This is a genomic window from Fluviicola sp., assembly GCF_039596395.1.
In the GTDB taxonomy this organism is placed as follows: Bacteria; Bacteroidota; Bacteroidia; order Flavobacteriales_D; family Crocinitomicaceae; genus Fluviicola.
Map to the genome: position 1 here is coordinate 1,368,689 of NZ_JBCNJT010000001.1, position 11,543 is coordinate 1,380,231.

Consider the following 11,543-nt stretch of genomic DNA (forward strand, 5'->3'; position numbering starts at 1 on the left):
AAAGTCATTCGTTTAACAGAAAATTAACCATTGTTCTGTTCGTAAATTCCCTTGCGGGCGCTCAGGTAAGAAGCCAGTGCGAATAAGGAATAAGCAAAAACCAATGCCAGAATGCTTAAAACGCTTAGTCGTGTATCGATATACAATCCTCCCGACTCAAATACCGCATCTAAAATTAGTTTAAATCCGATAAAAGCCGCCATGCTGAGGATCGCAATTATTCCAAAAACTTTGGAGAAATAGACGAAGAAATTCTTAACCAAGGTGTTAGGATGGTGTCCCAGGCGCATTAAAGTCCGTACTTCGTATAAATTCTTACTTAATAGTAGTTGCAGGTACTGAATTAAAACCAATCCGGAAAGGAATACGGCAATGATCGAGATTCCCAATACAACGAGAATCAATGTTCCCACCATACTTTTCAGGCGGCCAACTACAACCTGCGCGTTTTTGGATTCCAGGTGTTTTTCTTCCAGCATTTGTTCCACCAGGCCGAATTCATTCTCTTTCCCGGAAATCATGATCTGGGTGATTTTTTGTTCTGCGTCGGGTGCGAAACGGTTGTTTGCCCAATTCATAAAGTTTTGTGGAACAAGCACGGAAGGAACTTCATTCGTGAAACCGATAATGCGGCACGAAATGTATTCTTTCATGGTGTCGTTTTTCAGGGCAAACTTGAACTTGATGTCCATAGCGAGTTCGTCACTGATCTGAGGCATTCCCTTGGAGCTCATAAACATGTTCATCATTACCAGCAAATCGCGCGGCATGAGAATAGGAACGAGTGTGTCGCCTTGTTTCCAGTGAAAATTATTCGATTTGATATCCAGGAAATCCGGGTCAACGGTTTGAATGAAAATATCTCCCCTGAATCGCGGAACGGAAGGGTCCGCCGTTTCGATCGTAATGTTGAAGTTATTCGATTCTACGGGCTGTACATCCAAAATGAATGGTTTCTTTTTCATTTCTTCAATTTCTGCCAGGGAAAAATCGGTTTTAGCAAGATTGAGTGTGTTGAAACTGGAAACCTTCTTTTGTACGATTACCGTATTAGGTCCCAGGATTTCTGCTCCTTTCCCGAAATCATTGACCTTGATCAGGTAGTGAATGGAAGTAATGAGAAAAGTCATTCCCAAAAAAGCCCCGACAACAGCAATAATCAATTGCCGTTTGTCCTGGTATTGAAATAATAGTTTGCGTAACATGGCTCAGAGCTTTAATTCGTAATCGTAAGAGAACCGGCTGTCGTCATCCAGGGATGTCAGTACAAAACCTGCTTGTTGTCTGGTACATTCAGCATCGATCATGGAAAGACAGCGCAAACTGTTGCGTTCATCCAAATGGGAGAAAGGTTCGTCCAAAATCAACCAATTGAACGGCTGGCACAAAGAACGGACAATGGCAACACGCTGTTGCTGTCCCATGGACAACAAACCACAGGGATCGTTCCATTTGTGATCGATTTCCAGTTCGGCAAGCATGTTTTTGATTTCCTGCTCCGATTTGAAATCGGTTAAGTGGTTTTTGAGTTGCAGGTTTTCGGCCACCGTCAGTTTATGAAAGAGCTGTAAATCCTGGAATACCGTGGAGATTTTTCGCTGGCGGATTTCAACCCATTCATCCACTGAAAAGGTTTTAATGTCTCTGCCGTCGTATAAAATCGTTCCGTCGTAATCTTTCCGTATTCCGAATACTGTCATTGAAAAGGTCGATTTCCCTTTCCCGGAAGAGGCGTTCAGCAGGATCTTTTTGCCGGATTCAAGTTTTGCGCTGTTTCCCCAGATGCTGTCAGTCCCATGGTTAATGGATGCAAGCGGAAAGGGCATAACCTGATTAAATTGGATGTTCATCTTAGCTAGTTTTCGCGATCAATTTCAAATATCATTCCAAGATTACAAAATACTACTTTTGAACGATTTTCAGAATCTCATCCCGCATTTCATCGGTTGATTTTGCATCCAGCCAACTGGTGCCGGGATGTTTTTTGAACCAGGTCAGCTGGCGTTTGGCGTAATTCCGTGTGTGTTGTTTGATCTTTTCGACGCAGGTTTCCAAATCCCACTTTCCATCCAGGTAATCGAAAACTTCCTTATAACCAACGGTTTGCAAAGCGGTGAAGTTGCGGTATTCCGATACATTTTTCACTTCTTCGATCAACCCCGATTCGATCATCTGATCTACCCGCCGGTTGATACGTTCGTACAGAACTTCTCTCGGATGATTGATCACAAAGCGAATGACTTCAAAAGGACGTTTGGGAAGTTCGTTTTTACGCCAGGTACTGAAAGGAATCCCGGTCAAACGGATCACTTCCAGAGCTCTCAAAATGCGCATCGGATTTTGTTGGTCGACCTGCGCATAGAATTCCGGATCTACGGCTTTTAATTCGTCCAGCAAAGCATCCAATCCTTTTTCGAAAAGTTCATTTCTCAAAACGTCCTGGATAGCAGCATCGGTTGGAATAGGATCAAGGCCAATGCATAACGCATCGATAAACATTCCCGAACCACCTACCAAAATCAGTTGTTTGTGAGCAGCTAATTCTCCCCGGATCAATTCCATAGCTTCAGACTCAAACTGCGCTGCACTTACCGGTGTTGAAATGTGGTGTGAATCGATGAAGTAATGTGGAATTCCTTCCAATTCTTCCAAAGCAGGTTTGGCGGTCCCGATGGATAATTCCTTGTAAAATTGCCGGGAATCTGCTGAAAGAACGACGGTGTTCAGGCTTTTTGCCAAAGCCACGGCCAACGAAGTTTTTCCACTGGCTGTCGGACCTTCAATAACGATCAGTTGCTGCATGCGCAAATGTACGATTTCTCCCTGAAATCAGCGCTTAACGAGTGTTTTGTAAGTTTCGTAGCGGGAAGTAATTCCTCGAACGTATCGAATACAAATATTTCCTCTGAAAGCACCGCTTTTCACCACTTCGTCGGTATAGTAGGAATGTTTTCCCAGGTTCATGACCATGGTTTCCACGTTGTCTGCCCAAATATGCGGATTCAATCCTTTCTTTTCGGCCAGGCGCTGTGCATCAAGAATGTGTCCGGCACCGGCATTGTAACTTGCCAGGATGAATTTATTCCGTTCTTCTTCATTCTTGATACTTGTCCAGAGTTTTGAAATACGGTTCAGGTACTTGAAACCGCCTTTGATTTGAACTTCGGGAGGTGAAGTAGGATAGACCCCGAATTTCGGACCGGTTCCCGGCATAAACTGCATCAAGCCGTAAGCTCCACCAAATGCACGTGCATTCGGATTGAATTTGCTTTCGTGGTAGATCAATGCGGCAACCATTCGCCAGTCGATGTTGTATTTTTCTCCTTCTGTTTTCAAAATGGCGTCAAAAGGAGAAATACTTCCTCTCCTGGATTTGAAATTGCTTTCAACGCCCAAAGAACTGTTGATCTGCTCGAAGTATTTGCGTTTGATGTAGGAAAAAGCTTCCTTGTTCATGAATTTGGAAAGCCAGACATTCAGCCGTTTTTGAAGGATCGGCGATTTTTTATTCAACCCGAAAGCAATGTTTTGTTTGAATGAAATCGGCAGGCTGACATCCAAATTGTCGTAAAAGCGTTCATTGATTTCCGCCACATTCCGTTCTGCAACCGTGTAATCGATTACACCGTTTGAAACCTGTTCGATTAATTCTTCCACACCTTCCTGTGCTTGTGTAGGGCGGATCATAATCGTGTCACCGATTTCATCCTGCAGGTGAAGTAAACGGGTGTAGTAACTGGAACGTTCCCAAACGACTACTTTTTTACGTCCTAATTGGATCGGGTCGGTAATAAAAGTAACTTTCTGATCTTTTGTTTCCGGGGTTAGTTTTCGCTGAACCAATACCTGGTTGGTTTGCAGGAAAGGATCGGAGAAATTGATTTCCGCTCTTCTTTCACGCGTTACCGTATAATTACAGGCCACGATATCACCTTCTCCGCGGTTCAGGATGTCGTTGATTTCATCGAGGTTGTTGACGATCTTTACTTCGAGGCTTACACCCAATTCTTCGGCAAATTCTTTCAGGATTTCGTATTCGAATCCCATTTTTTTGCCTTTGTAAATAAAGAAGGATGTAGAGCTGTTTTCTGCCAGAACTACCAAGGTACCACGCTTGTAGATACCGGGTAAATCGAAATCATGCGCATCAAGAGGCTTCTTCCTGGAATCTATTTTTTCTGACGAACAGGACGCCATGATCAGACATCCGATTAGAAAGATTAGTCGTAAAATTCCCGTTTTGATTTGCGGCATAATGATCAAACTTACGAACAAATTACGAGAAAAAGGTTTAAACCTTCCCCATTAAATATTCATTTGCATCGCGCATATATTCATGAAAGCAACTAGTAATTTCGTTCTCATAGCGCTGAAACACGGTGTGTCCGTTCGTTAGCGCGTTTTCAAAAGATAGCTTGCGGCTCACTCCCTGACACATTCTGTAGAGTCCTTCTTCCGTGTGGTAAAGACTGATCCAGTTCCGTTCGACTAACAAGTTTATAAACTGCTTGAAATCTGACGGATAAGGCTCATTGGTTAAATCAATATTTGAATAAAAGCCGGCTAAAAACTCCTGAAGTTTGGTTTTGTGATAGAGGTTCCAGTTTCGCGCCAATAAATGGTCAAAGTAAATATCTATGGCGATCGGCGCCACTTTCGGCAATTCACCGCGAATGGTATGAATTAACTGAATGACTTCAAAATGATGGTCAATGTAATCATCTATTTTCCGGTGAAGCAAAACTCCTTTCTGGATGTGTTCCGGGTATTCCAGGTATTTCTTTCCTTTCACGAAATCCCCGAACAAATTAGCCACGGCCAGTTGCGGATCGTTGTTGGAAAAGTAGATGTGACCGAGATAGTTCATGGTGTTAAGATAATTAATTATCAATTATGAATTTGGAAATTATCAAGCTATCCCCACGGATTAAGCAGATACAAAAAGGTTCGATTCAACTTTTACCCAAAAGCCCAATGATTGCTCCCAAACAGAATTTCGTAGATTGTAGCTAGTATTACCAATGCTTTGACAGGAAAACAAAGCACGTAAAGGATAATCCCCCAAACCCTGTACCGTTCACTATTTTCTTTTTCTGATTTTTTGAGGAAATACATAGACATAAAAAAGGGAACTAAAGAAGTGATAATGCTTGCGAAAGCAATTCCGGCCAAAACAGTGCTATCAATTTGATCGCCACCTGCATGTAAAAGGGAAATCGCGGTAATCACTAGTAAACAAGCAATGACTAACAGGTATATCAAGCGAAGCTTTTTTCTCATTTCAGCTGTTTTTTAGAGACAAGTTACTCAAAACCAATTGGCTAATTCATTCCGCAACTCCGTCAGGAAAGGCGATGTTTCCTGACGGACACTGATACCATTCTTTTTGTTACTCAGTAATTCACTGAAATAGGAGTCTTCAATGTTCACTTCCACGACCATTCCGTTCCTTGAAAGCACGTTTTCGGTTACCGTACGTGGCAAATTCGTTGCGCCGGATGTTCCGAGAATAAAGAGGATCCCGGTTTCTTTGGAGATTCTCAGCACACTGTCTCTACGGAAATATTTTTCGTTGTAGTATTCATCGAACCAAAGCACATGCGGACGCAAATCTTCCCTGCATTTCGGACAGCGCAGCGCTTCCCATTCCTCCGGCGTGATCACATCTTTATCACGGTCGGTCAAACGGATTTGCGCAGGAAAGGGGTAGAGCTCGCTGGAGCATTCATCGCCGCAACGCACGAAATCAAAGTCGCCGTGAATCAGGTACGTTCTTTCTTCCGAAGATCCTGCTTTTCGGTGGAGGCTGTCTACGTTTTGCGAAATCAAAGCAAACCGGTCGCCAACAAGGTCCTCGATTTCTTTGAGCATGAAATGGCTTTGATTCGGTTTGGCAGCTTCCGTAACGGACTTGCGGTACAAAAACCACTTCCAGACTTCTTGCGAAGCGAGTTGAAACATACGGTAAGTACCGATTTCCTCCGCTTTGTAGTTTTTGGAGCCGGAAACCCAATAGCCATCTTTTCCCCTGAAAGTAGGAATGCCGCTTTCAGCAGATAAACCCGCGCCGACCAGGAAGGTAATACGTTTATTAGTCTCCTTGCAAAATTGAAGACGTTCAATGATTCTGTTATCCATAGTCAATTTTTTGCAGTTAGGTTATTCCAGTGTTCTTTCGTAATCTCGTAAATGAAATTCAATTTCGGGACTTCTCCAAAATAGGTAACGTCTTCTTCTCCGGTCTTTTCTGCACCTAAACGGCTAACCGCTATCTGGGAACGCAGGTTGGTTGCTCCGACATGGAAATGCACTTTCGGCACGAATTGAAAGATGTAGTCCAGCATGAGTTTCTTTACCTGCGGATTGATGCCTTTTCCCCAGGAATCTGTTCCGTAGAACGTGTAACCGATCAGAATACCGTTTTCCGATTCGTTGTAATCGTAGTAGCGCGTGCATCCGATAATCTTTCCGGTCGATTTATCTACTATTTTGAAAGCACCTTTGCTTTCCATAGCACCGGTGAAGAAGTTTTGAAAAACTTCACGTTTCCAGCGGTCCTTGTTCGGGTGCTGTTCCCACACTTTCGGGTCCGAAGCAACGGAGTATAGTTCTTCAAAATCACTTTCCTGAAGCGGGTAGAGTATGATTTGTTCGTTTTGTAATGTGGGTTGGATGGAGAAGTTCATGGTGTCTATTTTGTGATGAATGATTCAATATCCATTCTTTTGTGAAGAATTCTAATGATCAAAAGCTCTTCGTTTTTCAGATCTAATTTATAAAAGATCACATGTGATTTTACCGGTGAAAGGAAATACCCTTTTCTAACCTCATTTAAATTCTTTCCCGAATAAGGGTTTTCAGCGAGGTACTCGATTTCATTTAACAGCAAATTGAGATATCTATCAGCCTGATCAACGGACCAGTTTTCAAAAGTATAGATCCAAATTCCTTCTAAATCGATTGTAGCATCTTTACTTATTTTGTAATTCATTATTTTGAATGATACTTCTGATGGAGATCGTTTAAGAAAGACTGGCGATCAAAGTTTTCTACAAAACCCGATTTCTCACCTTTTTTTAATTCATTGATTAATTCTGCTTTTTTTGATTCTTCGTATTCAAACAATCTTAAAGCAGCACGAATGACCTCACTTGCCGATGAAAATTTTCCTGACTTTATCTGCTGATTAATAAAACTATCGAAGTAATCGCCTAATAAGATGGATGTGTTCTTTGCCATGAAGTGTAAATTTACCCGAAGATACCAAGAATTGGTATTTAAGCAAAAAAACAATTGTTAAATGATTGAATCAAAATCGTTTCCGGGAGCGGGTGGAGGATGATTTGTTTGTTTTTCAAGATGGGTTGGATGGAGAAAGCCATATGGTGCTATTCGGTTCGCTAGTTATCGCTTTTCAGGTAAAACTTTTACCAAAAAAGACCCAAAATCGAAATCTACCGGCTGCACTCTGCCTCTATTATAGCTAATAGAACCATTGGAAGTATAGGATATGCCATTATGACCGGAATCGGCTGCGGATAAATACATTGGCTGTCTGCCTTCTTCTCCTGTAACCGACATTTTTGCTCCCCTGGGCCCCCGAACACAGACAATCGTCTGTTCATCTACCTGGTTTTGGTAAGAAACATATTCCAGTGGTTTCAAGTCCATATTCGTATCGTTAATCTGGATCTTTTCACTTGCTTTACGTTTATCTATATTTCCGAAGACATAGATCTTATTTCTCGGATACTTATCCCGGTTTGCTTTTAATTCCGCTTCTGTTAACGAATAGATCGATATTTCAATGGATATGTTGTCTTCGTGATGAATGATGCTGTCGATCGTAAAGGAATTGGCCCCTTGTTTATTCGCTTCGTTCCAAAACGAATGAAATAAATGCGAAAGGGTGGAGTTACCCGTATTTGCAGAATTACCGCTTAAGTTCCCGATTTTGGTTTTTCCGGAAAGGTTAAAGGATTCATCGATCAGATCGAATGTTTTGGAATGATATTGTGGAGAAGAAGTGTTTTGCCCGAAACCGGATTTGAATAGAAGGGTAAAAAGTAATAAAGTAACGATTTTGTTCATTTCAATGGACTTGGTGACACTCAAAATTAATTAATTTTTAAGGGTATTGTTTTGAATCTGCAATACTTTTTCAAAGGCTTTTCTTGCCGAACCGCGAAAGAACACTTCCCCGCAATAGGTATAATCCAATTTGTCCAGGATCTTCAGCATGGCGGGATTGTCAAAGTTCGTATCCACTTTGATGCTGAATACATGAGCATTTATTGCCAGATCTTCGATCAATTGAAACAAACGCGTTGCAATTCCTTTCCCTATTGCTTCATTGGACGTCGCAACCCGGTGAATAACGACGTACTCACCGTTGGTCAGCCATTTTCCCTGAATATCCGTGTAAGCGGGTTCGATATCAAAAATGATGGCGGCATACCCCAAAATCTGATCATTTTCGACAAGAACATACCCATACCCGTTTGCCAGGTCGTTCTCAATGGTTTGTTCATTCGGATAACCGTCCTGCCATTGAGCACTGCCATCCTGTTTTCTGCGTTCAATCGCTTGCTGCAGGATTTTCCAGATAACAGGGATTTCTGAAAGGGTAGCTTTGCGTAAATTCATTTTATCTTAACTCAAGTGTGATCGTTGCTTATTAAGTTCTTTGTCCTGTTTAATACAAGAAGCTGTAATTCTTCCCGTAATACAACATCTGCTCAATGAACGTTTGCTTGTTCTCCAGTTTGATGTCTTTGATCTTTCCGTTATCGTCCATAACCGGAACAAAAACCGGGTAAACAAATCCGTTGTATGGGGCAATGTTCAGCGGTTTTACGCGACGCAATACTTCTGCATGTGCTTTTTGGTCGACTTTCACTCCGTAGGTTTCCACCAATGCTTTTCCGGCCTTGTAATCTCCTTCGGATTTGATGCGCTGGATTTCTCGCAGCAACTCACCGAAAAGTGTGCGCAGTTTGTTGTAATCCTTGATGTCGTAATAGGTTTTTCCGTTTCGCGTGATTTTCTCGATCACTTTGTCTTTCTGACCTTTTTCAAACACCCAGGCACTCACCAACTGACGGTTTTGCATGTGTTCTTCTTCCACGTTTTGTCCAATTTCCAGGCGCTGCAATTGCGTTAATAAGCCATTGCGGATATAGCCGTCGTATTCTGCTTTCCCGACTTCCAGCGTTTCGATCAATCCCAGATCCACCATTTTCTGATCCATAATGAAATACAATCCGACTAAATCTGCACGCGCTTCTTCCAGGGTTGATGCATAATTCTGCAAGGTTTCGGAAGGCTGGCCAACTCCTTTATTGATTTGTCCGCTGGCATGTCCGACTACTTCATGCAACGCTGTGTGCATTTTTCCGGCAATTGCCCCGTATTTGTTTGCGCGGTCAATTTCTTCCTGGTCATTCGCAAATTCTTCGGTTACAGCAGGCCCGCCGGCTTTGTTGTACGCTTCGATAATATTCCCGAGAGAAACCGATTTGGAACCGTGAATTTCGCGGATCCAGTTGTTGTTCGGAAGGTTTACACCGATCGGAGTGGAAGGAGCAGCATCACCTGATTCGCTGGCCACTTCAACTACCTTGTAGGAAACGCCAACTACTTTCTTTTTCTTGTGTTCCGGCAACAACGGGGAATTATCCTCGAACCACTGCGCATTTTTTGCAACCGTTGCCATGCGTTTGGAAGCTTCAAAATCGTTGATCTGAACGATGGATTCGTAATTTGCACGCTTTCCTAAAGCATCACCATACGTTTCAATGAACCCGTTGATGTAATCGATATCGCCTTTTGTAGCTGTGGACCACAATACATTGTATTCATCCCATTTTTTCAGATTGCCCGTTTTATAGTATTCGATTAATACTTTCAATGCTTCGGCCTGTTGATCGTTTTCTGCAACTTTTACCGCTTTTCTCAGCCAGAAAATAATCTGGTCAATTGCATGCCCGTATTTCCCTTTGCTCTTCCAGACATCTTCATGCAGTTTTCCGTTTTTCAGGATCAGCGTAGAGTTCAATCCCAGTTCAATCGGTTTCGGATCATTCAGGTCCTGTTTTTGGGCATAAAAGTCTTCCACCATTTTCTGGGTAACGCCTTTTCCGTAGAAATTATTTGCAGAAGCCACGATCATATCCACGTCCGGATCTTTTACCTTGCGTTTTTTCTCCCGGTCCGGTTTAAAAATAGCATCCATGGCTTCCCGGCTTAAATTGTGTTCTACCGCAAGCATCAGTTCTTTCAGGTAAGCCGAGCTGAATTTCGGCTGAATTTTGTCCATGCTGTAATGGTGATGAATCCCATTGGAAAAGAACACCTGCTTACTCCATTCGTCGAATTTCTTCCACTCGGCAGCATGCTTATCTCCTGTATATTTTTCATGGATCGCTTCCAGTGTTCTGCGAATTTCCAGGTTGAACCGGTTATTCTGATCGTAATTGATATCTCTTCCGGCTAATCCTGCCTGGGAAAGGTAATAAACCAATTCTTTTTGCTTCAAAGAAAGCTTGTTCCAGCTTGGAACTTCAAATCGGAGGATTTGAACATCCGCAAATCGTTCAACAGTTGTTTCCATAGGTCCGTTTTCTTCCGTTGCTGATTCTTCATTACTTCCACAAGCTGTACTTAGCGTCAGAAGAGAAGTGAAGGCGATCATATTGTGTATTCTCATATTATTCGGTTATCTGCTTGAAATTACTCAAATAAATTGGATTTGACCGGTAGAATCAAAACCGCTCAACACATTTGCTCTAAAAGATGTTTGACAGGAAGAAGCATTCGATTGCTATATTTGTTGAATCATGTGTTTTAACATTCAATCACTCAAAAAAGGAATAATCGGAGCAATTTTGCTTCTGACGGTTGTTTCGTGTGAGTCGAAAAAGAAAATTCCCATTGAAAATCTGAGAATCGTCATGCTGGGAGATAGTGAAACCCGCAGGATCAATCATTATTGGGGACCGGACACGAATTGGAATACTTTGACCGGCTACAAGCACATTTTTAACTTGGGATTTGACGGTTATACCACCGAAGATTTACGTTATTTTAAACGCGATTCAGTGACTCCCATTGACCTGGCTTTGAAGAAGAAGCCGCATATTGTGTTTTTGATGGCAGGAATTAACGATGCCGGACAGTCGAGGCCGCTTTCAAAAACACTTGCCAATATCCGGGCAATCATTGATACGATGCAGGCTCACCATATTGAGATCGTGATTCAATCGGTTATTCCTACAACGAATTACTACGACACCTTGTATGGCGGATTTCAGGAAAATGGGGTAATCGCAGCGCGGGTAAAGGAATTAAATCAAAAACTGATCAGGCTCTGTAACGCGAAGAACATTGATTTCCTCGATGTAAGACCCGGAATGCTGTTGGAAGACACATATTTAAAAAAAGAACTGACCATGGACGGAATTCATTTAAATTATGCAGGATACGTAATCTGGAAGGATCACTTAAAAGCCTTCTTTCAGCAATATTACGAATGATCCTGGATT

General features: G+C 42.2%; 14 protein-coding genes. 1 reads left to right on the top strand and 13 read right to left on the bottom strand.

Annotated elements, in window-relative coordinates:
• Nucleotides 1-23 precede the first annotated feature (23 nt).
• From ABDW02_RS05965 to ABDW02_RS06025, 13 genes are all read right to left on the bottom strand, one after another.
• Nucleotides 24-1,205 (bottom strand): hypothetical protein, encoded by a 1,182-nt coding sequence (locus tag ABDW02_RS05965; protein ID WP_343633104.1) that lies wholly within the window; start codon nucleotides 1,203-1,205, stop codon nucleotides 24-26.
• 3 nt (nucleotides 1,206-1,208) lie between these two features.
• Complete coding sequence (locus tag ABDW02_RS05970) at nucleotides 1,209-1,850, bottom strand: ATP-binding cassette domain-containing protein (protein WP_343633106.1); 642 nt, start codon at nucleotides 1,848-1,850, stop codon at nucleotides 1,209-1,211.
• A 52-nt stretch (nucleotides 1,851-1,902) separates the two neighbouring features.
• The gene (miaA, locus tag ABDW02_RS05975) at nucleotides 1,903-2,802 is read right to left on the bottom strand and encodes a tRNA (adenosine(37)-N6)-dimethylallyltransferase MiaA (RefSeq protein ID WP_343633108.1); all 900 of its coding nucleotides are present in this window, start codon (nucleotides 2,800-2,802) and stop codon (nucleotides 1,903-1,905) included.
• 27 nt (nucleotides 2,803-2,829) lie between these two features.
• Nucleotides 2,830-4,254 carry a transporter substrate-binding domain-containing protein gene (locus ABDW02_RS05980; RefSeq protein WP_343633111.1) on the bottom strand — a complete coding sequence of 475 codons (1,425 nt, stop codon included), beginning with the start codon at nucleotides 4,252-4,254 and terminating at the stop codon, nucleotides 2,830-2,832.
• A gap of 37 nt (nucleotides 4,255-4,291) precedes the next feature.
• Nucleotides 4,292-4,867: an ACP phosphodiesterase gene (locus ABDW02_RS05985; RefSeq protein WP_343633113.1), complete on the bottom strand. Its 576-nt coding sequence runs from the start codon at nucleotides 4,865-4,867 to the stop codon at nucleotides 4,292-4,294.
• Between the two features lie 92 nt (nucleotides 4,868-4,959).
• A complete protein-coding gene (locus tag ABDW02_RS05990; protein WP_343633115.1) occupies nucleotides 4,960-5,280 on the bottom strand; it encodes a hypothetical protein in 321 nt (106 codons plus the stop codon).
• Between the two features lie 27 nt (nucleotides 5,281-5,307).
• On the bottom strand, nucleotides 5,308-6,138 hold the full coding sequence (locus ABDW02_RS05995; RefSeq protein WP_343633117.1) for a Sir2 family NAD-dependent protein deacetylase: 831 nt from the start codon (nucleotides 6,136-6,138) through the stop codon (nucleotides 5,308-5,310).
• A 2-nt stretch (nucleotides 6,139-6,140) separates the two neighbouring features.
• Nucleotides 6,141-6,686 carry a GNAT family N-acetyltransferase gene (locus tag ABDW02_RS06000; protein ID WP_343633119.1) on the bottom strand — a complete coding sequence of 182 codons (546 nt, stop codon included), beginning with the start codon at nucleotides 6,684-6,686 and terminating at the stop codon, nucleotides 6,141-6,143.
• Between the two features lie 5 nt (nucleotides 6,687-6,691).
• The gene (locus tag ABDW02_RS06005; protein WP_343633121.1) at nucleotides 6,692-6,991 is read right to left on the bottom strand and encodes a type II toxin-antitoxin system RelE/ParE family toxin; all 300 of its coding nucleotides are present in this window, start codon (nucleotides 6,989-6,991) and stop codon (nucleotides 6,692-6,694) included.
• Complete coding sequence (locus ABDW02_RS06010; protein WP_343633123.1) at nucleotides 6,991-7,239, bottom strand: type II toxin-antitoxin system ParD family antitoxin; 249 nt, start codon at nucleotides 7,237-7,239, stop codon at nucleotides 6,991-6,993. The genes ABDW02_RS06005 and ABDW02_RS06010 overlap by 1 nt, the downstream gene beginning before the upstream one ends.
• Nucleotides 7,240-7,404: 165 nt before the next feature.
• Entirely contained in the window at nucleotides 7,405-8,091 is a 687-nt protein-coding gene (locus tag ABDW02_RS06015; RefSeq protein WP_343633125.1) for a hypothetical protein, read from the bottom strand.
• Between the two features lie 30 nt (nucleotides 8,092-8,121).
• Nucleotides 8,122-8,646, bottom strand: coding sequence for a GNAT family N-acetyltransferase (locus ABDW02_RS06020; RefSeq protein ID WP_343633127.1), 525 nt, complete (start codon nucleotides 8,644-8,646; stop codon nucleotides 8,122-8,124).
• 49 nt (nucleotides 8,647-8,695) lie between these two features.
• Nucleotides 8,696-10,708 carry a dihydrofolate reductase gene (locus ABDW02_RS06025; protein WP_343633129.1) on the bottom strand — a complete coding sequence of 671 codons (2,013 nt, stop codon included), beginning with the start codon at nucleotides 10,706-10,708 and terminating at the stop codon, nucleotides 8,696-8,698.
• Between the two features lie 130 nt (nucleotides 10,709-10,838).
• Between ABDW02_RS06025 and ABDW02_RS06030 the strand changes: the two genes are divergently transcribed.
• Nucleotides 10,839-11,534 carry a GDSL-type esterase/lipase family protein gene (locus ABDW02_RS06030; RefSeq protein ID WP_343633131.1) on the top strand — a complete coding sequence of 232 codons (696 nt, stop codon included), beginning with the start codon at nucleotides 10,839-10,841 and terminating at the stop codon, nucleotides 11,532-11,534.
• The last annotated feature ends 9 nt before the right edge of the window (nucleotides 11,535-11,543 follow it).

Bases quoted from the DNA above. Each gene is read 5' to 3' on its own strand.
- ABDW02_RS05965 (WP_343633104.1), bottom strand. From the start codon at position 1,205: ATGTTACGCAAACTATTATTTCAATACCAGGACAAACGGCAATTGATT.
- ABDW02_RS06030 (WP_343633131.1), top strand. From the start codon at position 10,839: ATGTGTTTTAACATTCAATCACTCAAAAAAGGAATAATCGGAGCAATT.
- ABDW02_RS06010 (WP_343633123.1), bottom strand. From the start codon at position 7,239: ATGGCAAAGAACACATCCATCTTATTAGGCGATTACTTCGATAGTTTT.
- ABDW02_RS05985 (WP_343633113.1), bottom strand. From the start codon at position 4,867: ATGAACTATCTCGGTCACATCTACTTTTCCAACAACGATCCGCAACTG.
- ABDW02_RS06015 (WP_343633125.1), bottom strand. From the start codon at position 8,091: ATGAACAAAATCGTTACTTTATTACTTTTTACCCTTCTATTCAAATCC.
- ABDW02_RS05970 (WP_343633106.1), bottom strand. From the start codon at position 1,850: ATGAACATCCAATTTAATCAGGTTATGCCCTTTCCGCTTGCATCCATT.
- ABDW02_RS05980 (WP_343633111.1), bottom strand. From the start codon at position 4,254: ATGCCGCAAATCAAAACGGGAATTTTACGACTAATCTTTCTAATCGGA.
- ABDW02_RS06000 (WP_343633119.1), bottom strand. From the start codon at position 6,686: ATGAACTTCTCCATCCAACCCACATTACAAAACGAACAAATCATACTC.
- ABDW02_RS06025 (WP_343633129.1), bottom strand. From the start codon at position 10,708: ATGAGAATACACAATATGATCGCCTTCACTTCTCTTCTGACGCTAAGT.
- miaA (WP_343633108.1), bottom strand. From the start codon at position 2,802: ATGCAGCAACTGATCGTTATTGAAGGTCCGACAGCCAGTGGAAAAACT.
- ABDW02_RS06005 (WP_343633121.1), bottom strand. From the start codon at position 6,991: ATGAATTACAAAATAAGTAAAGATGCTACAATCGATTTAGAAGGAATT.
- ABDW02_RS06020 (WP_343633127.1), bottom strand. From the start codon at position 8,646: ATGAATTTACGCAAAGCTACCCTTTCAGAAATCCCTGTTATCTGGAAA.
- ABDW02_RS05995 (WP_343633117.1), bottom strand. From the start codon at position 6,138: ATGGATAACAGAATCATTGAACGTCTTCAATTTTGCAAGGAGACTAAT.
- ABDW02_RS05990 (WP_343633115.1), bottom strand. From the start codon at position 5,280: ATGAGAAAAAAGCTTCGCTTGATATACCTGTTAGTCATTGCTTGTTTA.